Origin of the sequence: Variovorax boronicumulans (assembly GCF_030812215.1) — a bacterium.
Taxonomy (GTDB): domain Bacteria; phylum Pseudomonadota; class Gammaproteobacteria; order Burkholderiales; family Burkholderiaceae_C; genus Variovorax; species Variovorax boronicumulans_C.
Genome location: NZ_JAUSSG010000002.1, coordinates 20,722 through 41,847 on the forward strand (window position 1 = coordinate 20,722; position 21,126 = coordinate 41,847).

Below are 21,126 nucleotides of genomic sequence, written 5' to 3' on the forward strand. Positions count from 1 at the left end.
CTCTCTTTCGGTACGGTACGTGCAGCTCAATCTCTCTTGAGGCCACCGATCGACTTGATGACCATCCCCCACTTGTCGAGCTCTGTCTTGACCATCGACGCCAGCGCTTCGGGCGTCGATCCCACCGGCGTTGCACTCAGATCCTTCAGCTTGGCCTGCACGTCCTGCTGCGCGACCACCGCTTGCAGCTCGGTGCTCAGCAAATCGACCAACGGCTGCGGCAGCTTCGAGGGGCCGAAGATGGCATTCCAGGTGTAGGTTTCGAAACCGGGGACGCCTGCTTCGGCCAGGGTCGGAATGTCTGGGAACGAGGCAGAGCGCTTGCTGGTGGTCACGGCCAACGCGCGCGCGGAGCCGGCCCGAATGTGCGACGCAGCACCGGTCAACACGTCGAACAGGATGGGGATGTGGCCGCCGACCAGGTCGGTCATGGCGGGGCCGCCGCCCTTGTAGGGGATGTGGCCGATGTCCACGCCCGCCATCGACTTGAACAGTTCACCCGAGAGATGCGGGGGTGTCCCCACACCGGACGAGCCGTAGCTGAATTTGCCCGGTGCCGCTTTCAGCATGGCGATGAGCTCGCGAACGTTCTGAGCCTTCACGGATGCGCTGACCAACAGGACGTTGGGAACGGTCGCGACCAGCGAAATGGGGGCGAAGTCCCGCTGCGCGTCGTAGGGCGCAGGCGGAGTCGACAGCGGATTGATGGCGTGCGTTGCCACGGTGCCCATCAGCAACACGCTGCCATCGGCTGCGGCCTTCGCCACCTTCGCGGCACCAATGGCCCCTCCACCGCCGGCGACGTTCTCCACCACAACGCTGTGGGCGATGCGCTCCGACAGTTTTTGCGCAACGAGGCGGGAGACGACATCTGTTGCCCCGCCCGCCGCGAAGGGAACCACCAGCGTGATCGGCCCCTTCGGCAGTACCGCCTGCGCGAACACGGGCTGCACCAGGCTGCAGGGCGCAGCAGCCAGGCCCCACTTGATCAGATCTCGTCGAGATAGCTTCGGGTTGCTCATCGTCTTGTCTCCGTTCTTCTTTGTTGATTCGTCCGTGTCAGCGCATGACGAAGGGGTTTCCCGCGACGGCGCCGCTGTTGATCCACACGCACTTGGTCTGCAGGTACTCGCGGATCGCGTCGATGCCGTTTTCGCGCCCCAGGCCGGAATCCTTGTAGCCACCGAACGGGGCCATGAAGCTCACCGCGCGGTACGTGTTGACCCACACCGTTCCCGCCTGCAACTTCTCGGACATGCGTATCGCTCGCCCGATGTCGTTCGTCCAGACAGCCGCCGCCAGGCCGAAGCGCACATCGTTGGCAATGCGCAGTGCGTCGGCCTCGTCGCGAAATCGGATGATCGACAGCACCGGGCCGAACACCTCTTCCTGTGCGATTCGCATGTCGTTGCGAACGCCGGTGAAGATGGTCGGCTGCACGAACCAGCCTTTGCCGCACTCGGGCGCGTCGCCGGCGGCACCACCCAGAACGGCCGTGGCCCCCTCGCTGCGTGCGATGTCGATGTATTCCAGAACCTTCTTGTACTGAGGCGGCGTCGTGACCGGACCCACCTGCGTGTTCGGATCCATCGGGTCACCCATGCGGGCCGTGCGCGCCACCGCAAGCAACCGCTCCACGAAGGCGTCGTGGATGCTGTCCTGCACCAGCAGGCGCGAGCCCGCGATGCAGGTTTGCCCCGTCGCGGCAAAGATGCCGGAAATGGCGCCGAAGGCGGCTTGCTCCAGGTCCGCGTCATCGAACACCACGTTGGGTGATTTACCGCCCAGCTCCATGGCTGTGTGCTTGAGGTTGCGGCCTGCCCTCTCGTTGATCAGCCGGCCCGTGCTGTCCGAGCCAGTGAAGCTGATCTTGCTGACAAGCGGGTGATCGACCAGCGGCGTACCGACCTCGGCACCGAATCCCGTGACCACGTTGAACACGCCCGGAGGAAAGCCCGCTTCATCGAACAACGTCGCCAGCTCCAGCGTGGAGGCTGAAGTGAACTCCGACGGTTTGACCACCACCGTGCAACCGGCGGCCAAGGCAGGGGCGATCTTCCAGCTCAACAGCATCAGCGGGGAGTTCCAGGGCGTGATGGCTGCCACCACGCCGACCGGCTCGTGCCGCGTGAAGGCGAAATACCCCTTCTTGTCGAGCGGCAGCGTGCTGCCTTGCACCTTGTCGGCCAGGCCGCCGTAGTAATGGAACCACTGCGGGATGTAGTTCAGTTGCCCCTGCATCTCGGCCAGCAGCTTTCCGTTGTCCCGCACTTCCGTTGTCGCGAGCTTGACGGCATCGCGCGAGATGAGGTCCGCAAGTTTTCGAAGCAGGGCTCCGCGTTGCGTTGCCGTGCAGTCGGCCCAGGGGCCTTGCGTCAATGCCTTGTGTGCAGCCTGCACGGCGTCGTCGACATCGCGAGCGTCGCCGCGCGGGATCTGCGCCCAGGTCTCGCCAGTGAAGGGGTTCTGTGTATCGAACCACTGGCCGCCTCGAGGCTCTCGTGCCTGGCCGTCGATGTGCAGTGCGTAGCGTTTCATGCCTTCTCTTTCATTGCCGGCTCGGGCGCACTGGGGTCTCAGAACGGCTTGAGGCCGAGGGCAGACCGGAAGCGGTTCTTGATGAACGGACCGTCGCGCGGCGGCAGCGCACGCGGCGGCTCGTTCGCTTCAATGAAGACTTGTGCAAAGGACACGCCGTCGCGCGACAGCACGCGGCGCGAGACCTCGTCGCATCCCTCGAGGCTGTCGACCGCGAACGCATCCGCAATGCCGAAGCCCTTGGCGACCGCCACCAGGTTCGTCCCCAGGCTGGAGTGGCTGCGCTGCATGCCGGTTTCGCCGAAATGCCCGTTGTCGAGAACGACGATGCTGAGGTTCCTGGGCTGCTTGGCCGCGATGGTGGCCAGGCTCCCGATGCCCATCAACTGCTCGCCATCGCCCGTGATGACGACGACCGAGCGCGTGGGTTGCGCCAGCGCCAGGCCCAGGCCCAGCGCGGCGGCGCCGCCCATGGCGCCCCAGAGGTAGTAGTTCAGGTCACGGTCGCCGGCGGCGAACACGTCGTAGGCCGCAGAGCCCAGGCCCGTGACAACCAGCGCGTCGGGCACGGTCGACAGCAGCTTGGCGACGAATGCGCGGCGATCGGCACGCGACTTCGATGCGATGGGGTTCATTACTTGCGCTCCCACTTCTTGCGGCCGATCAGGCTCTGTCCCAGCAACACGGCGACCTTTTCGCCGGCTTCGAAGGCGGCGTCGTAGCCCGCACTCACGATTTCCTCGACCTCGTCGGGGTGGGATGCACGCAAGACGTGGATGCCCATCAGCTCCAGCGCGGCCTGTGTTGCCTTGCCCATCGGGCCCTGCCAGGGATTGAACTCGGCGTATTCGCCGCGCATCGTCACGAGCGTGAAGAACGGGAAATCCGCCGCCTGCAGCAGGGAGAACATGTTCACGCAGTTGCCCACGCCGCTGCTTTGCATCAGCAGCACCGAGCGCTTGCCGCCGAGCCACGCGCCGCAGACCACGGCAACGCCCTCCTCCTCGGTCGTGAGGACGACGTCCTCGATGTCGGGATCTGCAATGGCGCTGCGGATCACGTGCGAATGACCTGCGTCGGGAACGTAGACGATCTGGTCGACGCCGCCCTCCTTGAGGACCTTGAAGACGGCCTCCTGCCATGCAGGCGCCGAGGCGGTGGAGTGATTCATGCTGGATGGGATCTGGAGTGGATCGATGAGGCATCATAAAATTTGATGCAATCAGATCTGAAATAGAGATTTGGCATTCCATCATCACAGGGCGCTATAGCACCATGGACCTCAAGCACCTTCGCGCATTCCTGACTGTTGCGGAAACCGGTAGCGTCACGCGCGCATCCGAAGTCCTGCACCTGGTGCAACCGGCCGTGTCACGCCAGCTGCGGCTGCTGGAAGAGGATGTGGGCGCCGCGCTGTTCGACCGAGAACGCCACGGCATGGCGCTCACCGAAGCCGGCCACGTCCTTGTCGGCTATGCGCGCCGCGCGCTGCTCGAGTTGGACCGGGCACGCGTGGAAATCGCGGGCACCGGCGGTGGCGTTTCGGGGTTGGTCACCCTCGGACTTCTCCCCAGCACCATCGACACGCTTTCTGGGCCGTTGGTGACCGCACTGGCACACGAATACCCAGGCATTCGCATCCAGATCGCCATGGGCTACGCCGGCACGCTCATGCGCTGGCTGGTTTCCGGTGAAGTGGACGCAGCGCTGCTCTACGGCGCCGAGCGTTCTTCCGAAGTGCAGGCCACGCCCTTGATCGAAGAGCCGCTATGGGTCGTCGGCCCCAGGAAGGAGGGCTTTCGGCGAAACAAGCCGATATCCCTCGCCAGCCTGGTGGGCCGCAAGCTGGTGCTGCCAAGTGCCCCGCACGGCATCCGTACGCTGGTCGAGCACGCATGCGCCGTGAGCAACGTCACCCTGGACATCTCGGCGGAGACCAATGCGCTGAGCGTTCAGCGCAGCCTGGTGCTCGGCGGGCACGGCCTGACGATCCTGCCGCCCATCGCCGTGGCGGAAGACCTGCAGAGCGGCAAGCTGTCCGGCGCTCCGCTGGCAGATCCGCCCGTCGCACGGACGATCGTGCTGGCGCTGCCGGCCAATCGCCCGTCGGGTCGTCATGTGCGTTGCGCAGTCGACCTCCTGGTGGCACAGGCGCGTGCGGCGGTCGAGTCCGGTGCCTGGCCGGAAGGACGCTGGCTGGCGGACTAAGGTGCCGCTCTAGGCAAGGCGCGCTGGAACGCCAGCGCCCAACAGCGCCGTGATCTCCTGCAACAGCGGCGAATTTCTCGTCTTGCTCCATGCCACGGCAGTGGTGACGACTTGCAGGCTCTCCTTCAGCGGACGAAGCACGACGCTCTCCGGCGCGAGTTTCTTCATCGATGCGGGCACGAGCGCGATGCCCTGCCCGCATCCGACGAATGCCACCTGCGACGAGACGCTGCGGGTCTCGTGGATCACCCTCGGCGAAAAGCCGTGCGCCAGACACGCCGCGGTGAGGCCGTCGAAATAGACGGGGCTCACGCGCCTGGAAAACATCACGAAGTCCTCGTCCGCCAGGCTGGCCAGCCGGATGCGAGCCATTCTGGAAAAGCGATGCCCCTTGGGAAGCGCCACGGCCAGCTTGTCCTGCTTCAGCGGCATGCTGTCGATGGACTCGCCGAGGTCGCCTTCCAGCCTTGCGAACGCGAGATCCACGTCGCCTGATTCGAGAGAAGGAATGGCCTCCGCGCTGTCGATCTCCCTGACGGACACGGTCAGGTCCGGGTAGCGCTTCTTGAGCGTCGCCAGAAAGGGCGGGAGCACATCGAGCATCGCCGAGCTGATCGCGCCGATCGTCAGCAGGCCCGTCTGTCCTGCCGCCGCTTCCCGCACCGCCAGCTCGAGCCGCTCGAGCTGTTGCGCGAACTTGCGCACCGCCGGAAGGATCGCCGCGCCCGCCGGCGTGAGCTTGGCGCCGCGCCGCGAGCGCTCGAACAGCTTGAGCTTCAGCGCTTGCTCGAGCACCTGAATCTGCTCGGTCAAAGGCGGCTGGGACATGCCGAGCCGTGCCGCCGCCTTGCTGAAGTTTTCTTCCTCTGCCACCGCGAGAAAGAGCCACAGGTGGCGGATGAGACGGAAGTTGATCATGTTCTTTCCATAGCCCTGGCGTATTACAACCATTCAATCTTCGGAATTTACATATGAATGGCATCCACGGAAAGTCAAATCTTTCCACCCCGACCGCAACAGCCAATGCCCACATCGACCCTTGACCGCCTCGCCGCGCTGGATACCAACACGGTCTCCGATGCGCTCGACTTCCTCGGCCTCCCGGGCGCCACGTTCGGCCTTCGGCCGCTGTGGAATTGCCCCAAGATCGTTGGCCGCGCCAGCACCATCCAGCTGGGTCCCAAGACCGACGCCAAGCCCACGGTTCACCTGATTTCTCCCGTGATCGCCGAGATCACGACGGACGATCGGATCCTCGTGATCGCGGGCGGCCAGGACGGCATCTCCTGCTGGGGCGACATCCTCGCGAACGCCGCACAGGTCCGCAAGGTCCGCGGCTCCGTCATCGACGGCCTCAGCCGGGACATCGACGGCAGCGAGTCCATCGGCTACCCGGTCTACGGGCGCGGCGTCACCATGATCAGTGCGCGCAACCGCGTGATCCAGATCGATTCGGGGCACCGCGTCAGGATCGCCGGCGTGGACGTCGACGAAGGCGACTACCTGATCGCCGACCGTTGCGGCACCGTCTTCATCCCGGCCGCCCGAATCATCGAAGTACTGGATCTCGCAGAGAAGATCGCCCGCCGCCAGGACGGCATGGTCGAGGCCGTGCGCCGCGGCCGCTCCGTCGCCGACGTCATGCACGACAAGGAATTCGAAGCCATCAACCAGGGGCCCGCCAAATGAACGCCGAAGACAAGGAACTCGTCGCACTCTTTCACGGGCTCGACACCCCGGGCGTCTCCGACGCCATGGACAAGCTGGGCCTGCCGGGCCAGTGCATGAACGTGATGCCTCTGGACAACTACAGGAGCGTCGTCGTCGGTCCGGCTTTCACCGTCAAGTACGCCTCGGCCAGCACGCCGCCTGGAACCGTGGGCGACTTCATCGACGATGTCGCCGAGGGCGATGTCGTGGTGATCGACAACGACGGCCGCACCGACTGCACGGTCTGGGGCGACATCATGACCCAGTACGCCGGCGCCCGAAAGATTGCGGGAACCGTGATCGACGGGGTCTGCCGCGACGTGTCCAAGGCATTGGGAGACGGCTATCCGCTCTTCACCAAGGGTCGGTTCATGCGCACGGGCAAGGACAGGGTCCAGGTGGAGGCAGTCAACGTTCCCGTGTCGATCGGAACGGCGCGCGTCGTGGCACGCGACATCGTAGTCGCGGACGCGAACGGTGTCGTCGTCGTGCCGCGCAGCCGGGCCAGGGAGGTCGCGGAAGTGGCGCGCCGCATCGAGGGCGTGGAGGCGAGCATTCGCGACCAAATCGCGCAAGGCAAGTCGCTCGGAGAAGCCCGCGCCTCGCTCGGCTATCACACCCTTCAGCAACGAGGTGCGGCGTGACGATGAAAAGCGATCCGTACCTTCAGCGGCTGAACGTGCACCTGGCCAGCGCTCAGCCCTCGGCCACCTACCGGATGATGGACCGCGTTGCCGCCCGGCGCGCCGAAGGCGCGAAGGTGATTTCCCTGTCGGCAGGCGAGCCTGACTTCGACACCCCAGCACACATCCGGGCCGCGGCGATCGATGCCATCGGCGCGGGGCATACGCGCTACACCCAGGTGGCCGGCATGCGCGCGCTGCGGGAGGCGGTCGCACGCAAGTTCCAGCTCGAGAACGGACTGGCCTGCACTTGGCAAGACACCATCGTGTGCTCGGGCGGAAAGCAGGTGATCTACAACGCACTGGCCGCGACGCTGAACGTCGGCGATGAGGTGATCGTGCCGGCGCCCTATTGGGTCAGCTATCCCGAGATGGTCCAGCTCTGCGGCGGCCGGGCCGTCATCGCGACCTGCGACAACAACTCGGGGTTCAAGCTCACGCCGGAGAAGCTGTCCCAGGCCATCAGCGCCAGGACGCGCTGGCTGATCCTCAACTCGCCGTCCAACCCCACGGGCGCGGTCTACTCGCGCGATGAGTTGCGCGCGCTGGCCGACGTGCTGTTGAAGCACCCGCATGTCCTGGTGCTTTCCGACGACATCTACGAGCACCTGATCTTTGACGGCGCCGAGTTCTGCACCATCGCCCAGGTCGAGCCGCGCCTGGCGGAACGCACGGTCACCATGAATGGCGTATCGAAAGCCTACGCCATGACGGGCTGGCGGATCGGCTTCTGCACGGCGCCGCGTTGGCTGCTCGACGCCATGGAGAAGCTGCAAGGCCAGCAGACGTCCGGCTCTTGTTCGATTTCGCAGCACGCCGCCCTCGCCGCGCTCACCGGTCCGCAGGATTTCATCGCGTCCAGCCGCCGGGTTTTCCAGGCGCGCAGAGACATGATGGTGGAGGCATTGAACGCCACGCCCGGGCTTCGTTGCGATACCCCCGCCGGCGCGTTCTACGCGTTCGCATCCTGTGAGGGTCTGATCGGCAAGAGATCGCAAGGCGGTGCGCTTCTGCGCACGGACGAGGACGTCGCGCTCGCACTCCTCGATGAGGCGGATGTGGCCGTTGTTCACGGAAGTGCGTTTGGCCTGGGACCTTACATCCGGATCGCCTATGCACTGGACGACCGCGCTCTGCAGCAAGCTTGCAATGCCATTTCTCGATTCGCCTCGGCCTGCAACTGAGTCCTTGGGTGCCGATGCTAGAGTGAACTCATGGCACATGAAACGCCCCCTCGGCTACGGGCTGCCGACCTCAGAAAACTGACGGCGGAGGCGGATGCCTTTGGCGCCGACAAGAATTGCTCTTGTCGGCTACTCCACGCCGTGGGGTGGGAAAGCATCCCCGACGAACGCTGGCCTGCCGACCTCATGGAGTTGCAAGGCACGTTGCGTGATGCGGAACTCCATGAGCCGACTTTCGAAGAGTTCCACCCCGCCGGTACGCGCTATGACTCGTCCGATGCGCCCGTCGCGATCGATTTCTTTCCGTTCAATCGATGCGATGTCTATCGCTGTGTCGCTTGCAAGCTGGTGGTCCTTCGTTACACGGAATACGGCGGCTATTACGTCGATCACAGGGCACGCTGCGTGAAGACGTCGCTGATCGTCAATTGATGCCGCTGGATGGATGAGCCGCTTCGTCAGCGGGTCAGCGACTGCATCGATGCGATGTCGAGGAACACATCGGCCAACTGATGCGCAACGCCCTTGCGACGAATGGCAAAGACGTTGGCCATGGTCTTGACGCCCCTGACGGGTAGAAACCGGATATCACCGCGGTTGCTGTCCGCGACCGACTTGCCGACCAGTGTGAAGCCCAGCCCCGCCGCGACCAGACCGAGCGCGGTATGGATCTCCTTGGCCTCATAGCCAATCCGCGGCCTCACGCCTGCGGCTTCCAGCGCCTGCAGCGTATGCCGCGCGAAGCTGCTGTTGGGGTCCTTCGGATAGCTGATGAAAGAAGCGTCGTTCAGATCTCGCGGGTTGAGTACCTTGCGGCGGGCCAGAGGATCGACGGACGGCAACGCGGCCAGCAACGGCTCGCTGAACAGTGGAATGCACTCCAGATCGTCCTCTGAGACGAACGGGCCGATGGTCCGCGCCAGGCCGACGTGGATCAAGCCGTTGCGCAGCGCCTCGCCCTGATGCTCGGTGAGTATCTCGGTCAGATCGATGCGCACCTTCGGAGCACTTGCTTTCATCGCGCGCACGGCATCTGGGAGCACAGAGAAGATAGTCGAGCGCGTGAACCCAATGCTGAGCCAGCCTGAACGGCCGAGCGAGAGCTCTTTCGCTTCTTCGAGCATGCGCTGCGTGTCAGACAGCAGCGCTCTCGCCTTCGGATAGAGAAACCGCCCGAGCGGCGTGAGCTTCATCGGGCGCGTGGCGCGGTCGAAGAGCTTTCCGCCAAGCTGCTCCTCCAGCTGGGCGATCTGCATGCTGACTGCGGCAGGAACGACGTGCAGCCTGCTGGCCGCAAGGTTGGCGCTCTCGGTTTCCACGACCTCGCAAAAGTAGCGCAATGCTCTCAGATTCATATTTTTTGATCTTAGAGTCAAAACTCGTTGATTGCATTCGCTCTTTCGTTAACTGAGCATTGAGGCTTGTTTCACCCGCTACTGGAGACAACCTTGACATCCGATGTGAAAGAGCCGGAATGGCTCACGCAGGCCCGCACGCTCTCCACGGCCGAAGTGTCCGACGCCCTGGACTTCTTCAACCTGCCGGGAAGCGCATTGGGCATCCGCCCGATCGCAGGCCCGGCCAAGCTCTTCGGTCAGGCCTTCACGATCCGCTTCGCTCCGATCGATCGCGCCCAGCCGGGCACCGTGGGCGACTACATCGACCGCCTGCGGCCGGGCAGCGTGGTCGTGCTGGACAACGCCGGCCGGCTCGACTGCACGGTCTGGGGCGGCATCCTGAGCCGGCTTGCCGCGCACAAGCGGATCGGAGGGACTGTGATCAACGGCGTATGCCGCGACACAGCGGAAGCCGATGAAGCCGACTACCCCCTGTACGCCGCCGGCAAGTTCATGCGGACCGGCAAGGATCGCGTCCAGGTCGAGGCCTACGAGCAGCCTGTGAGCCTGGGCGACGTGCGCGTCTGCAACGGCGACCTCCTCATCGGCGACGACGACGGCGTGGTGGTCGTGCCTCACGCGCGCATGCAGGAGGTGCTCACGAAAGCACTGGAAACCCGGGTCGTCGAGGTGCAGATTCTCGATGCGGCGCTGGCAGGCATGCCGCTGGCCGAAGCGCGCAAGAAGTTCGGCTATCACACCCTGCAGCGTTCGCCCACCACGCTTGCGAGCCAGGCTTGACTGCAGCCCCCTGAGATATCAAGAAGCAACGGAGACAAGATATGAAATCGATCCCTTCCCTGATCGGCGCGGCTGCCGTCGGCCTGACACTGAACGCCCTCGCAGGCGTCGCCTTCGCGGAGCCGGCGTATCCATGCCAGGTCGTGAAGCTCGTGTCGCCCTACCCGCCCGGTGGCACCACCGACATCCTCGCGCGCCTGGTCGCACCGGGCCTGGCCAAGGAACTGGGCACCAACGTCATCGTGGACAACAAGGGCGGCGCCAGCAGCAACATTGGCACCGAGTTCGTGTCGGCCGCGGCGCCCGACGGATGCACGCTGCTCCTGGGCAACAACACGGGCGTGGTCATCAACCGCAACCTGTACAAGCTTCGCCTCGACCCGATCAAGTCGCTCGCGCCAGTCGTCGAAGTCGCCTCCGTCCCGCTGGTCCTGTACGTCAACGCGACCGAGTCGGCAAAGACGCTTGATCAGCTCGTGGCAGCCGTCAAGGCGAAACCAGGAAAGTACAGCTTCGCATCTGGTGGCAGCGGCAGTCCGCAGCATCTGATGGGCGAGTTGTTGAAACTGGAGATGAACCTGGACATGACCCACATTCCGTACCGGGGGCAAGCGCCGGCCATGGCCGACGTGATTGCCGGCCAGGTGCCCGTCGCCTTCGAAACAACGACGGCGATCGCATCACAGCTGGGGGGAGGACGCATTCGAGCCCTGGCAACCACCGGCAGCGCGCGCTCGAAAAACCTTCCCGACGTTCCCACCATGAAGGAGTTGGGTCACCCGAACTTCGTCATCGAGAACTGGTACGGCATCTTCGCTCCCGCCAAGACACCGACTGCGCTCGTGGCGCGATTGAACCGCGACCTGCGCAAGGTCCTGAAGAGCGCCGAGGCCTCCAAAAGCCTGGCGGACATGGGGTCGCGAGACGTCTCCGGTACATCGGAGCAGTTCGCCCAGTTCATCGACAAGGAGCTTCCCTACTGGGAATCGCTCGTCAAGCGTTCTGGCGCCAAGGTCGACTGAGCCATCGCCCGCCAAACCCCATCAGTTTCAATTCCGGAGAGTATTCGTGGTCACTTCTGAACAGATCAACCAGCTTCGCGACCTCGGCGCAGCAACCGTGTACGAGGCGCAAGGCGCCAAGGGAGCGCTCGACCACGGCGTCAAGCCCATCGACCCATCCGTCAAGCTCGCTGGCCCCGCGTACACGGTGGACTGCCGCCCTGCCGACAACCTGATGCTGCACTATGCCGTGCAGAAGGCCAGACCCGGTGACGTGCTCGTGGTGGATGCAAAGGCTTTCATGGAAGCTGGCCCCTGGGGCGACGTTCTGACGATCCAGGCCATGAAGGTCGGCATCGCCGGCCTCGTCATCAATGGCTGCGTGCGCGACGCCAGCCTGATCATCGAGCTGGGCTTCCCCGTGTTCTGCCGCGGCCTGTCGATCAAGGGGACCGGCAAGAACCAGCCGGGCAAGGTCGGCGTGCCTGTTCTGATCGGCGACGTGCAGATCAATCCGGGCGACATCGTCGTGGGAGACCGGGACGGCATCGTCGTGGTTCCGGAAACCGAAGTCGGCAGTGCAATCGCCACGAGTCTTGCGCGGGAAGCCAAGGAGGTGCAACAGCGCAAGGCAATCCAGGAAGGTACCTCCACCATCGATCTGCTCAACCTGGCCGACACGTTGAAGCGCTTCGGCCTGGTGTGACCGGCCCGCGGTCAGGTGAAGGCCTTGACCGCAATTCCCGCATCGTTCAGCCGCGTGCGAATGGTGCTCGCCATCTGAATGGCGCCGGGACTGTCGCCATGCACGCAGATCGATCCGATCTCCATCCGCAGCAAGGCGCCTTCGACGGTCTCCACTCCACCGGCCTCGACCATCCGTAGCACGCGCGCAGCCACTTCTTCGGGGTCATGCAAGACCGCACCGGGCAGCTTGCGAGAGACCAATCGGCCGTCGATGGTGTAGGCCCTGTCGGCGAAGATCTCTGCACAAGTGCGCATGCCGAGTTCTTTCGCGATGCGTGTGGCGTGACCATCGGGATACGTGAGCAACACCAGCTTGCGATCCACCGCGGCGATGGCTCGCACGATGGCACCCGCCACAGCAGCATCGACCTGCGACAGGTTGCCCAATGCGCCGTGCGGCTTAACGTAGGTGATCGGATGGCCCACGAGGTCCGCCACGCCCATTGCGGCCCCGACCTGGTAGGCGACGAACTGCTCGATCTCGACGGGGGAAAATGGCAGCTCCCGGCGGCCGAATCCCCACAGATCGGGGTAACCCGGGTGGGCTCCGACGGCCACGCCCAGTTCCTTGGCGCGCGCGAAGGTCCGCGCCATGATGTGCGGGTCTCCGGCGTGCATTCCGCAAGCGACATTCGCGGAGCTCACGATCTCGAGGATCGCGTTGTCGTCCCCCATCTTCCAGGCGCCGAAGCCTTCGCCGAGGTCGGAGTTCAGATCCACGGATCGCGGGACGCTTGTCGAATTCATGGGGGCTTCCTTTCGAGGTTGGGTTGAACGGGTTTTCTCGCCACAGGACACGGCTTGAGCGCCAGCCCATGCCGGATGCGCGCCTGCTCGTGCTCCTGGTCGCGGATGGCTGCAACGGCTGCTTCATGCTCGACCAGTTCGAACCGGATGCGCTGCCCGGGGCGAAGCTGGGCAAGCCGCCAGAGGTCCGGCTCGATGACGTTGGCGATCTTTGGGTAGCCGCCGCATGTGTTGGCCTCGGCCATCTGAACGATCGGTTGACCTGAAGGCGGAACCTGCACGGTCCCCGGCACGATGCCGTGCGACAGGAGCTCCAGCGGTTTGCGGGTCGACAAGGCATGACCGTCAAGCCGAAAACCCTGCCGGTTGCAATCCGGGGTCAGCCGATATTCGCTTTGCTGGAAGGTTCGCGTCGCATCCGCAGTGAAGTGCGGGTACTCGGCCGATGCGAGCACGCGGATCGTCGCCGCGCCAGCAGCCACCTGGCCGAAGAATTCAAACCGCGATGCCGGCCCGATGCCGAACGGGGTGACGTCGGTTGCGTCGCAACGCCCGCCCTCCCCCAGCGCCAACCGGTCCCCCTTGCGCAACCCGCGACCTTCCAGCCCACCGAAACCACTCTTCAGGTCCGTCGAGCACGAGCCGAGGACGCGGGGCACGTCGATGCCACCAGCGATCGCCAGGTAAGCCCTGGCGCCTCGCTCCGGGGCGGCGATGGTCAGCACCTCGCCGGCATCGACCGAGGCCGCCCACCAGCTCGGCAGCTTTCGCGCCCGCATCTCGAGCGTCGTGATCGCGCCCGTGCATGAAAAACGCAGGGGCTGGTGGAACCGAATCCTGAACGGAAAGATGCTGATCTCGATGCCAGCCGCAGCGGCATCATTGCCGACCATCCAGTTCGCCATCGAGAGCGCCGGCGCATCCATCGCACCGGCGCCGCAAACGCCGATCGCAAGATGCCCCGGTCGCCCCAGGTCTTGCACCAGGTTCAAGCCGCCGTTGCTGAGGACCTCGATCATCGCCTCGCGTCCCGCGCGATGAAGCGGATCTGGTCGCCTGGCGCCAGCAGGCAAGGCCGGGCACGCGAGGGATCGAACATGTCGAGCTTCGTCGCGCCGAGCGCGTGCCATCCGGAGGGCATGTCCATCGGGATCACGCCCGTCTGCGCCCCGCCGATCGCCACTGTGCCCCTGGCGATCCGGGGGCGCGGCGTCGTGTGCCTCGGCGTGCTGAGGCCCGAAGGCAGGCCGACAAGGTATGCGAACCCCGGTACAGACCCGATGCACGCGACGTGATATGTCGCCGACGTGTGAAGCCGGATCACTTCATCCACGCCAAGACCCGCGTGCCTGGCAACGCCTTCCAGCTCGGAGTCTCGCGAGGTGTCGTACACCACCGGCACTTCGATCATGCGTCCGCTTTCCTTGCTCGGACGTGCAGATTTCCACGCCTGAAGAAGCTCGAGGGCCAGCGCCTGCGGATGCGTGCGCAGCGGATCGAACATGACGAGCAGGTTGTTCACACCGAGGACCACGCTGCGCAAGCATTCCCAGCGCAAGAGTGGCCCAGCCTCTCCGACCAGTGCCCACAGGCGTCTCTGGGCCGGAAGACTGAACGGTCCGCTGGAAACATCCAGCAGGAGCCCGCCCGCGCCGCAGGGCTGAACACGAGGCTTCATCGGAAGTTGGCGAGGCATTCAGTCGGCCTTGATCCCCGCATCGTCGATGACCTTCTTCCACTTGGCGCCTTCCGCTCCCATGATCGCGCTCACGGCGGAGGACGCCCCGCCTGCGATCTCGATGTCCATCTCGATCAGCCTGTCCTTCGTTTCCTTGTCATTCAGGATTGCATTGAAAGACTGGTTCAATTTGCCGACGATTTCCTTGGGCGTGCCGGCAGGTGCCACCACGGCGTACCACAGGTAGATCTCGAAGTTCTTCATGCCCTGGGTGTCCGAGACAGGCGTGAGTTCGGGATAGCGCTGGTTGCGTCCCGGCGAAGTGACGGCGAGCGCCCGCAGCTTGCCCGCCTTGACCAGAGGCATGGCCTCGGAAACAAGGGCGATCATCACGTCGATGTTGCCGGCCATCAGGTCTTGCAATGCAGGGGCACCGCCCTTGTACGGAACATGGGTTGCTTCGACCCCGGCGGCGCGCTTGTAGAGCTCCATGGCGAGGTGGCTGGGTGCGCCGCTTCCCGCCGATCCGTAGCTGATCTTTCCCGGATTGGCCTTCAGGTAGGCGGTGAGCTCCTCCATGGTCTTGACCGGCAGACGCGGGTTGACCACCACGACGCTGGCGATCCGGGCCACCGGCAAGATGGCCGAGAAGTCCTTCGCCGGGTCGTACTGCAGCCGGCTGAACAGCGACGGGTTGATGGCCAGCCCGATCGTCGTGGCCATCATCAGCGTGTAGCCGTCGGCGGGTGACTTGGTAACGCTCGCGGCGGCAACCTGCTCCGAGGCGCCAGGCTTGTTGTCAATGAGCACCGGTTGGCCGATACCTTCGGAGAGCCTCTGTCCGAGCAGCCGGGCCAGAGAATCCGTCGAGCCGCCCGGCTGGTAAGGAACGACGATGCGAAGAGGCTTGCTCGGGAAATCGCTGGCAAATGCCAACGGCACGCACACGAGCAGCAACGAGGCGATGGCACGGCGAACAATGGAAATCATGATGCGATCCAGAAAATGGAGACGAATGTCGACACCGCTCGCTCGCGACGAGTCTGCGGCTCGTCGCATTTCGAGGAGAGCCGGGCTGAAACATGAAGGGCCGGTCTTCGGCCCAAGGCGCGCGACAGCGCTGCTACTGCTGCGGAATGTTGAGGTCCTTGATCAGCTTCGCGTAGAACGCCGACTCCGCCTGGATGAATGACGCGAATTCCGCGGACGAACCACCCGAGGGATACAAGCTCATGTCGCTGAGCTGCTTCTGAACGTCAGGTGTGGCCAGCACCTTTTGCGTTGCCGCATTGAGCTTCTGGATGATCGGTGCGGGCGTGCCACTCGGGGCCAGCAGGCCCATCCAGTAGATCGCCTTGTAGTTCGGGACACCCGCCTCGGCGACCGTGGGAACGTCGGGCAGCGAGGGAAGACGCTTGTCGCTGGTCACCGCCAGCGCCTTGAGCTTGCCGCTCTTCACGTAAGGAACGGCCGTGGGCGACGTCTCGAACATGAGGTCGATATGCCCACCCAGCAAATCGGCCAGCGCGGGCGCCCCGCCCTTGTAGGCCACATTGACCATGTCGGTTCCCGTGGCACTCATGAAGATCCGGGCGGACAGGTCCTGCGGGTTGCCGATGCCAGATGTGCCGAAGCTGAGCTTTCCCGGCTTGGCCTTCAGCTGTGCAACCAGCTCCGCAACGCTCTGAACCGGCACGTTCGTCGAGTTGACGACAAGCACGTTGGGCTGGTCTGCCACCCGTATGACGGGCGCGAGGTCCTTCAGGGGATCGAACGGCAGTTTCAGGAACAGGTGCGCATTGGTAGCCACACTGAACGGCGCCATCACCAGCGTGTAGCCATCCTTGGGCGCCTTGGCGACCGCGTCCATGCCGATGTTCCCGCTGGCGCCGGGCCGGTTGTCCACGATGACTGGCTGGTGGAGCTCATCGGACAGCTTCTGGCCGATCAACCGCGCCACCATGTCGATGCTTCCGCCCGGAGGGAATGGCACCACCATCCGGATCGGCTTGGAAGGGAAATCCTCGGCTGCGATCGCGCTCTGCCCAAGAGTCGCACCGACCGCGAAGGTTGCGACGAGTGTTCGGATGAGGGTCTTCATGATGATTGCGGACGTGAGTTGAAAAAAAGACGGCGTCGGCGCTGGCGATCAGCGCTCGCTTCCGGGGCTCCAGCGTCGCTGGTGCCACGAGGTACATGCCTGGTAGCCGCGCGCCGCATCGAGCACGCGAGCGTCGGCGTTCGTGGGACCTGCAATCTGCAGACCGATAGGAAGTCCGTTCTCGTCCTCCCCCGCCTGCACGGAGATGCCGCAGAGATCCAGGAGATTTCCGATGCGTGCATAGCGCACGGGTGGATTCGCATGGTCGACATCGCTCAAAGGGCGGGCCGTCCATTGCGAGGTCGGCGTGAGAAAAACATCGAGGTCGCCGAGCGAATCGGCGAACTGCGCCTGCAGTTCCTCACGCCTTCTGCAGGCCGAGACGTACTTCGCCGCGGTGAACCTGGCGCCGGCGAGAATTCTGGGACGCACGGACGCATCCATCTGCAAAGACGAGTTCGCGGCGAGATGCCCCCAGCTCGCGGCCGCTTCGGACAGCAGGATGGTGCTCGCCACATCGGCGAAGTCGTCGAAACTGGTCGGCAACACCAGCTTGCGCAGATGAGCGCCCTGCGCGCGAAACGTATCCAGCACGCGCATGTACGCGACATGGATCTCGGGCTGCAGACCATCCAGATCGGCTGCATCGAGGAAGCCGACGCGCAACCCCTCCAGAGATGGCGTAGCGCCAGCGTTGACTTGCGATGTCGGAAACGCATGCCGATCACCAGTCAGCTCGGCGAACATCAGGGCAGCGTCTTCGGCGGTCTGCGCGAGAACGCCCACGCTGTCCAGCGTGGTGCTCAGCGGCACCACACCCTCGCTTCGCAGACGTCCGATGGTGGGCTTGAAGCCCGTCACGCCGCACAACGCCGCGGGTACCCGCACCGACGCACCCGTGTCGGTGCCGACGCTCAGCGGCACCATGCCGGCCGCTACCGCCACCGCGGAGCCGCTGCTGGAGCCTCCCGGCGAAAGATGCGCGCCGCGGCCCCAGGGGTTGCGGGGTGCGCCCATGAACTCGTTTGCTCCCCATGCGCCGAGCGCAAACTCCACCATGTGGGTCTTTCCGACCACGATGGCACCGCATTCGAGCAAGCGCTGCGTGATCCATGCGTCGGCCTTGGCCGTGTTGTCCGAGAGCAGTGTCGAACCGGCCGTGCTTGGGCGCCCCCTGACGTCGATGTTGTCTTTCAATGCGACGGGTATGCCGTGCAGAGGCCCCAGCCAGTGGCCGGCTCGGATCAGTTGGTCCGCCGCCTCGGCGGCAAGCAGTGCCTCTTTCGCGTAGATCTCTACAAAGGCGTGCAGCCGCCCATCGAGCTCGTCGATCCGCCGCAATGCGTACTCGGTGAGGTCCAGGGATGTGCAGGCGCCAGAGCGCAGCATCTCGCCCATGGAGACCACGCTCGGAAAGCCTTCGGCAAGGATCTGGGAAGCGACGGTCATGCCTGCGCTCCCATGGCCTTGGCGATCAGCGCCGAGGTTCCCATGATGTCAGGGTACTTCTCGCCACCATCCAGCCGCTTCAGCGTGAGCTTCTCATCGCTCATCATCTTCAGAGCGCGATGTGCGCTGGCCTCTATGTCGGCAACCGGAATGACGAGGACGCCGTTCTCATCCGCGAGGATGGCGTCGCCCGGCGTCACCGCCACAGAGCCGCAGGTCACCGGCACACAGAATTCGCCGCCCAGGCCCAGACTCTTGACGGTGACGGCCGAAGTGCCCTTGGACCAGACCGGGACGCCGTACTGCCGGAGTTCGCCGAGATCGGTGACCAGTCCATCGACAACGATGCCCGCCACTCCGGCCACTTTCGCCGCGTAGGCCACCGCGCCGCCAAGGGTCGCGATGGTTTCGTCGCCACAACGATCGATCACGATGAAGTCACCGGGCCGCGCCTGGCCGATCGCGTAGTGAACCATGGCGCCATCCATTCCCGGTACCCGGACCGTGATGGCCGTGCCGGCGACGCGGCGGTCCTGGAAATGAGCCCGGATCGCCGGCACCATGAAACCCGTATGCCGGAAGTGGCCGATGACAGCAGGTTCGGCGCGCACGAGCAGTTCGAGGAGTGCCGGGTCGACAGGCGGAGGAAGGTGATTCAGTACAAACACATTGATTCCCAGTGGTCGGTTGCAATGGAGCGAACTCTAGGAGGCACCCGCCGGCGCGAAAAGACACAAATCTCGACCCAGGGCTATAAACTAAATTGATGTTGCGCATCACATTCAGGCAGCTCGAAGCCTTCTACTGGGCTGCGACGTTGGGCACGGTCAATGCGGCGGCCAAGCATTTGTTCGTCAGTCAGCCCGCCATTACCGCGCGCATGAAGGAACTCGAAGAAGTGCTGGGCATGGCCCTGCTCAGCCGAAGCCAGCAAGGCGTCCAGTTGACGCCAGCCGGGCGCGAAGTTCTGGAGCACGCCAAGCGCTTGCTGACATCCGGCTCGGAGCTGGAGAAGTGCAGCGAGCACGACGTTCCGCCGCTCGATGGTGTGTTGCGAATGGGTGCAGACGAGTCGTCGGCGGCCGTGGCGGTGTCGGAGATTCTTCGTCAACTGAAGGTTCGTTATCCCGCCTTGAGGGTCGAGCTGCGCATCGAACGCAGCCAGGTGCTCCACGAAAAACTCAACCGGCGCGAGCTCGACATCGCCTTGCAGACCAGTCCCTCCGCACGCCCCCATGTGATCGACGAGTTGCTTGGGTGGGTTCAGGTCGCATGGGTGGCCAGTGCATCCGTGGAGCTTGCGCATCTGCCTTTCTCGCCGGCCGACGCGGCGTCCGTTCCGCTGGTGACGAACCCCCAGCCCTCCATCCTGCACGAGGTTGCAAGAAACTGGCTCAGTGCAGCCGGTACGGATCTGCATCGCCTGGACACATGCAACTCGCTCGTGATGATCATGAAGATCCTGCGAGACGGCCACGCCGTCGCTGCGCTGCCGGTTCCGGTCGTCATGGAAAACCTGAAGCAGGGAACGCTGAAGCTGATCGAATCGGATCCCCCGCTTCCGTCCATTGCTTACTACGTCTCCTACCTTGTCGAGAAGCAACCGGCGGGCGTCGAGGTCGTCGTCGATCTCGTCAAGGCGGTCCTTGCGTCGGCGCAGTTCTTTGTCGACAACCCGCCCTCTGCCGCCGGCGACACGAGGTCGATGCCCGCTCGCCTGCCCTGATGGTCTCGATGAATCTGCCGCGCGCCATTGCGTATCTTCCGGCAGTTCATTGAACGCTCGCTCCAGTTCGGGCAGCCATACGTTTGGCCTATGAATTCGTTTGCCTGTTCGAAATATACAAAGCGCGAACGAAGCCTCAGAGTGCACTTCGAGCAATCTTGCTGATCGACAGAGCAGTGCATACCGTGAGCGCGAACAAGGAATTCATCCATACCCACTTCAATTTCCCGGTCGATGACGTCGAGTTGAGTGTCGCCGCGATCCATCGCGAGGGGCATCTTTCTCCGATCGTCTTCCTGCATGGATTTGGATCGACCAAGGAAGACTACGCCGACATCGTGCGGCACGCTGCGTTCGATGGGCATCCCTTTCTCGCCTACGACGCACCCGGTTGCGGAGCAAGCGAATGCAGTGATCTTTCGCGAGTCTCCATTCCATTCCTGGTGAAGACTGCCGAGCAGATGCTGGATCGCTTGGGCATCGATCGATTTCACCTCGTTGGCCACTCGATGGGCGGCCTGACGGCCTTGATGCTGGCGGATCGCCACCCCGATCGGGTGCTCAGCTTCGTGGATATCGAAGGCAACATTGCGCCCGAGGATTGCTTCCTGAGCCGGCAGATCACCCACTATCCGGCCGACGATGCGGAGCACTTCTTCGACGAGTTCATTGCACGCACCCTGCAGTCGCCAGCCTATGCGAGCGCCCTCTACGCAGCTAGCCTGCGTCACAAGGTAAGAGCGGGCGCGGTCGGCCCGATTTTTCGCTCGATGGTTGAGCTTTCGGACAACGCGGATCTCATGAAGAAGTTTCTTGGGTTGCCTTGCCCCAGGATGTTCATGTACGGCGAGCAGAACGCCTCGCTTTCGTACCTGTCGCACATCGAGCGACATGGCGTCCGACTGAGCGAGATCGGCGCTTGTGGTCACTTTCCGATGTACTCCAATCCGGTTGCAATGTGGAAGGAAATAGCTGTGCTTCTAGTCCGCCCTGGGTCAACCTCATGACGGCTCATAGAGAACAACCGCACGCTGGTTGTTCTGTATTGAACTTCACCGATCTGCCATCGCTGTATCTCGCCATTTCCACCATGCCGCCAAGCGAAAAAAATCGGCTTTGCTTGGCTCGTCATGCGCGAGAGGCCAATGAAGCGCAGCAACGCAAGACAATTCAGGAGGGCGCCCTACCATCAACGTTCTTAATCTCGCGCAGATGT

The 21,126-nt window shown here is 64.0% G+C and carries 23 protein-coding genes; 10 read left to right on the top strand and 13 right to left on the bottom strand.

The features are described 5' to 3' along the window. Positions 1-26: 26 nt before the first annotated feature. Genes J2W23_RS06250 through J2W23_RS06265 form a run of 4 tightly spaced genes read right to left on the bottom strand, consistent with a single transcriptional unit; the run spans position 27 to position 3,709 of the window. Positions 27-1,022, bottom strand: coding sequence for a Bug family tripartite tricarboxylate transporter substrate binding protein (locus J2W23_RS06250; RefSeq protein WP_307648091.1), 996 nt, complete (start codon positions 1,020-1,022; stop codon positions 27-29). 37 nt (positions 1,023-1,059) lie between these two features. Then, positions 1,060-2,538: an aldehyde dehydrogenase gene (locus J2W23_RS06255; protein ID WP_307648092.1), complete on the bottom strand. Its 1,479-nt coding sequence runs from the start codon at positions 2,536-2,538 to the stop codon at positions 1,060-1,062. A gap of 38 nt (positions 2,539-2,576) precedes the next feature. Then, entirely contained in the window at positions 2,577-3,173 is a 597-nt protein-coding gene (locus J2W23_RS06260) for a thiamine pyrophosphate-dependent enzyme (RefSeq protein WP_307648093.1), read from the bottom strand. Further along, entirely contained in the window at positions 3,173-3,709 is a 537-nt protein-coding gene (locus J2W23_RS06265; protein ID WP_307648094.1) for a thiamine pyrophosphate-binding protein, read from the bottom strand. The genes J2W23_RS06260 and J2W23_RS06265 overlap by 1 nt, the downstream gene beginning before the upstream one ends. Before the next feature lie 104 nt (positions 3,710-3,813). Between J2W23_RS06265 and J2W23_RS06270 the strand changes: the two genes are divergently transcribed. Next, entirely contained in the window at positions 3,814-4,746 is a 933-nt protein-coding gene (locus J2W23_RS06270) for a LysR family transcriptional regulator (protein ID WP_307648095.1), read from the top strand. Between the two features lie 9 nt (positions 4,747-4,755). On the opposite strand, the gene J2W23_RS06275 is transcribed toward J2W23_RS06270, so the two are convergent. Further along, positions 4,756-5,664 (bottom strand): LysR family transcriptional regulator, encoded by a 909-nt coding sequence (locus tag J2W23_RS06275; RefSeq protein ID WP_307648096.1) that lies wholly within the window; start codon positions 5,662-5,664, stop codon positions 4,756-4,758. A 105-nt stretch (positions 5,665-5,769) separates the two neighbouring features. Between J2W23_RS06275 and J2W23_RS06280 the strand changes: the two genes are divergently transcribed. Genes J2W23_RS06280 through J2W23_RS06295 form a run of 4 tightly spaced genes read left to right on the top strand, consistent with a single transcriptional unit; the run spans position 5,770 to position 8,755 of the window. Continuing rightward, the gene (locus J2W23_RS06280; protein ID WP_095744375.1) at positions 5,770-6,435 is read left to right on the top strand and encodes an RraA family protein; all 666 of its coding nucleotides are present in this window, start codon (positions 5,770-5,772) and stop codon (positions 6,433-6,435) included. Beyond that, complete coding sequence (locus J2W23_RS06285) at positions 6,432-7,100, top strand: RraA family protein (protein ID WP_095744374.1); 669 nt, start codon at positions 6,432-6,434, stop codon at positions 7,098-7,100. Before J2W23_RS06280 ends, J2W23_RS06285 begins: the two co-directional genes overlap by 4 nt. Before the next feature lie 2 nt (positions 7,101-7,102). Beyond that, positions 7,103-8,323 carry a pyridoxal phosphate-dependent aminotransferase gene (locus J2W23_RS06290; protein WP_307648494.1) on the top strand — a complete coding sequence of 407 codons (1,221 nt, stop codon included), beginning with the start codon at positions 7,103-7,105 and terminating at the stop codon, positions 8,321-8,323. 30 nt (positions 8,324-8,353) lie between these two features. Further along, entirely contained in the window at positions 8,354-8,755 is a 402-nt protein-coding gene (locus J2W23_RS06295) for a hypothetical protein (protein WP_307648097.1), read from the top strand. Positions 8,756-8,781: 26 nt separating this feature from the next. Here J2W23_RS06295 and J2W23_RS06300 read toward each other — a convergent pair whose 3' ends face one another. Continuing rightward, entirely contained in the window at positions 8,782-9,678 is an 897-nt protein-coding gene (locus tag J2W23_RS06300) for a LysR family transcriptional regulator (RefSeq protein WP_307648098.1), read from the bottom strand. A 93-nt stretch (positions 9,679-9,771) separates the two neighbouring features. On the opposite strand from J2W23_RS06300, the gene J2W23_RS06305 reads away from it, so the two are divergent. Genes J2W23_RS06305 through J2W23_RS06315 form a run of 3 tightly spaced genes read left to right on the top strand, consistent with a single transcriptional unit; the run spans position 9,772 to position 12,168 of the window. Then, positions 9,772-10,461, top strand: coding sequence for an RraA family protein (locus J2W23_RS06305; RefSeq protein ID WP_307648099.1), 690 nt, complete (start codon positions 9,772-9,774; stop codon positions 10,459-10,461). Positions 10,462-10,502: 41 nt separating this feature from the next. After that, on the top strand, positions 10,503-11,483 hold the full coding sequence (locus J2W23_RS06310; protein ID WP_307648100.1) for a Bug family tripartite tricarboxylate transporter substrate binding protein: 981 nt from the start codon (positions 10,503-10,505) through the stop codon (positions 11,481-11,483). Between the two features lie 46 nt (positions 11,484-11,529). Next, positions 11,530-12,168 (top strand): 4-carboxy-4-hydroxy-2-oxoadipate aldolase/oxaloacetate decarboxylase, encoded by a 639-nt coding sequence (locus J2W23_RS06315; RefSeq protein ID WP_307648101.1) that lies wholly within the window; start codon positions 11,530-11,532, stop codon positions 12,166-12,168. Positions 12,169-12,179: 11 nt separating this feature from the next. On the opposite strand, the gene J2W23_RS06320 is transcribed toward J2W23_RS06315, so the two are convergent. The 7 genes from J2W23_RS06320 to J2W23_RS06350 form a co-directional block, all read right to left on the bottom strand. Then, positions 12,180-12,956 carry a LamB/YcsF family protein gene (locus J2W23_RS06320; protein ID WP_307648102.1) on the bottom strand — a complete coding sequence of 259 codons (777 nt, stop codon included), beginning with the start codon at positions 12,954-12,956 and terminating at the stop codon, positions 12,180-12,182. Beyond that, the gene (locus J2W23_RS06325; RefSeq protein WP_307648103.1) at positions 12,953-13,975 is read right to left on the bottom strand and encodes a 5-oxoprolinase subunit C family protein; all 1,023 of its coding nucleotides are present in this window, start codon (positions 13,973-13,975) and stop codon (positions 12,953-12,955) included. Before J2W23_RS06325 ends, J2W23_RS06320 begins: the two co-directional genes overlap by 4 nt. Continuing rightward, positions 13,972-14,652, bottom strand: a complete 681-nt coding sequence (pxpB, locus tag J2W23_RS06330; RefSeq protein WP_307648104.1) for a 5-oxoprolinase subunit PxpB — start codon at positions 14,650-14,652, stop codon at positions 13,972-13,974. Before pxpB ends, J2W23_RS06325 begins: the two co-directional genes overlap by 4 nt. Then, positions 14,653-15,693 carry a Bug family tripartite tricarboxylate transporter substrate binding protein gene (locus J2W23_RS06335; RefSeq protein ID WP_307648105.1) on the bottom strand — a complete coding sequence of 347 codons (1,041 nt, stop codon included), beginning with the start codon at positions 15,691-15,693 and terminating at the stop codon, positions 14,653-14,655. A 64-nt stretch (positions 15,694-15,757) separates the two neighbouring features. Further along, positions 15,758-16,735 (bottom strand): Bug family tripartite tricarboxylate transporter substrate binding protein, encoded by a 978-nt coding sequence (locus J2W23_RS06340; protein ID WP_307648106.1) that lies wholly within the window; start codon positions 16,733-16,735, stop codon positions 15,758-15,760. Between the two features lie 48 nt (positions 16,736-16,783). Beyond that, positions 16,784-18,133 (bottom strand): amidase, encoded by a 1,350-nt coding sequence (locus J2W23_RS06345; protein ID WP_307648107.1) that lies wholly within the window; start codon positions 18,131-18,133, stop codon positions 16,784-16,786. Between the two features lie 47 nt (positions 18,134-18,180). Further along, positions 18,181-18,852: an RraA family protein gene (locus J2W23_RS06350; RefSeq protein WP_307648108.1), complete on the bottom strand. Its 672-nt coding sequence runs from the start codon at positions 18,850-18,852 to the stop codon at positions 18,181-18,183. 98 nt (positions 18,853-18,950) lie between these two features. Between J2W23_RS06350 and J2W23_RS06355 the strand changes: the two genes are divergently transcribed. Together J2W23_RS06355 and J2W23_RS06360 are read left to right on the top strand one after the other, a co-directional pair. Next, the gene (locus J2W23_RS06355) at positions 18,951-19,910 is read left to right on the top strand and encodes a LysR family transcriptional regulator (protein ID WP_307648109.1); all 960 of its coding nucleotides are present in this window, start codon (positions 18,951-18,953) and stop codon (positions 19,908-19,910) included. Between the two features lie 185 nt (positions 19,911-20,095). Continuing rightward, positions 20,096-20,917: an alpha/beta fold hydrolase gene (locus J2W23_RS06360; RefSeq protein ID WP_307648110.1), complete on the top strand. Its 822-nt coding sequence runs from the start codon at positions 20,096-20,098 to the stop codon at positions 20,915-20,917. Positions 20,918-21,126: the final 209 nt, after the last annotated feature.

Bases quoted from the DNA above. Each gene is read 5' to 3' on its own strand.
- J2W23_RS06250 (WP_307648091.1), bottom strand. From the start codon at position 1,022: ATGAGCAACCCGAAGCTATCTCGACGAGATCTGATCAAGTGGGGCCTG.
- J2W23_RS06255 (WP_307648092.1), bottom strand. From the start codon at position 2,538: ATGAAACGCTACGCACTGCACATCGACGGCCAGGCACGAGAGCCTCGA.
- J2W23_RS06260 (WP_307648093.1), bottom strand. From the start codon at position 3,173: ATGAACCCCATCGCATCGAAGTCGCGTGCCGATCGCCGCGCATTCGTC.
- J2W23_RS06265 (WP_307648094.1), bottom strand. From the start codon at position 3,709: ATGAATCACTCCACCGCCTCGGCGCCTGCATGGCAGGAGGCCGTCTTC.
- J2W23_RS06270 (WP_307648095.1), top strand. From the start codon at position 3,814: ATGGACCTCAAGCACCTTCGCGCATTCCTGACTGTTGCGGAAACCGGT.
- J2W23_RS06275 (WP_307648096.1), bottom strand. From the start codon at position 5,664: ATGATCAACTTCCGTCTCATCCGCCACCTGTGGCTCTTTCTCGCGGTG.
- J2W23_RS06280 (WP_095744375.1), top strand. From the start codon at position 5,770: ATGCCCACATCGACCCTTGACCGCCTCGCCGCGCTGGATACCAACACG.
- J2W23_RS06285 (WP_095744374.1), top strand. From the start codon at position 6,432: ATGAACGCCGAAGACAAGGAACTCGTCGCACTCTTTCACGGGCTCGAC.
- J2W23_RS06290 (WP_307648494.1), top strand. From the start codon at position 7,103: ATGAAAAGCGATCCGTACCTTCAGCGGCTGAACGTGCACCTGGCCAGC.
- J2W23_RS06295 (WP_307648097.1), top strand. From the start codon at position 8,354: ATGGCACATGAAACGCCCCCTCGGCTACGGGCTGCCGACCTCAGAAAA.
- J2W23_RS06300 (WP_307648098.1), bottom strand. From the start codon at position 9,678: ATGAATCTGAGAGCATTGCGCTACTTTTGCGAGGTCGTGGAAACCGAG.
- J2W23_RS06310 (WP_307648100.1), top strand. From the start codon at position 10,503: ATGAAATCGATCCCTTCCCTGATCGGCGCGGCTGCCGTCGGCCTGACA.
- J2W23_RS06320 (WP_307648102.1), bottom strand. From the start codon at position 12,956: ATGAATTCGACAAGCGTCCCGCGATCCGTGGATCTGAACTCCGACCTC.
- J2W23_RS06325 (WP_307648103.1), bottom strand. From the start codon at position 13,975: ATGATCGAGGTCCTCAGCAACGGCGGCTTGAACCTGGTGCAAGACCTG.
- pxpB (WP_307648104.1), bottom strand. From the start codon at position 14,652: ATGCCTCGCCAACTTCCGATGAAGCCTCGTGTTCAGCCCTGCGGCGCG.
- J2W23_RS06335 (WP_307648105.1), bottom strand. From the start codon at position 15,693: ATGCGACGAGCCGCAGACTCGTCGCGAGCGAGCGGTGTCGACATTCGT.
- J2W23_RS06340 (WP_307648106.1), bottom strand. From the start codon at position 16,735: ATGAAGACCCTCATCCGAACACTCGTCGCAACCTTCGCGGTCGGTGCG.
- J2W23_RS06345 (WP_307648107.1), bottom strand. From the start codon at position 18,133: ATGGGCGAGATGCTGCGCTCTGGCGCCTGCACATCCCTGGACCTCACC.
- J2W23_RS06355 (WP_307648109.1), top strand. From the start codon at position 18,951: ATGTTGCGCATCACATTCAGGCAGCTCGAAGCCTTCTACTGGGCTGCG.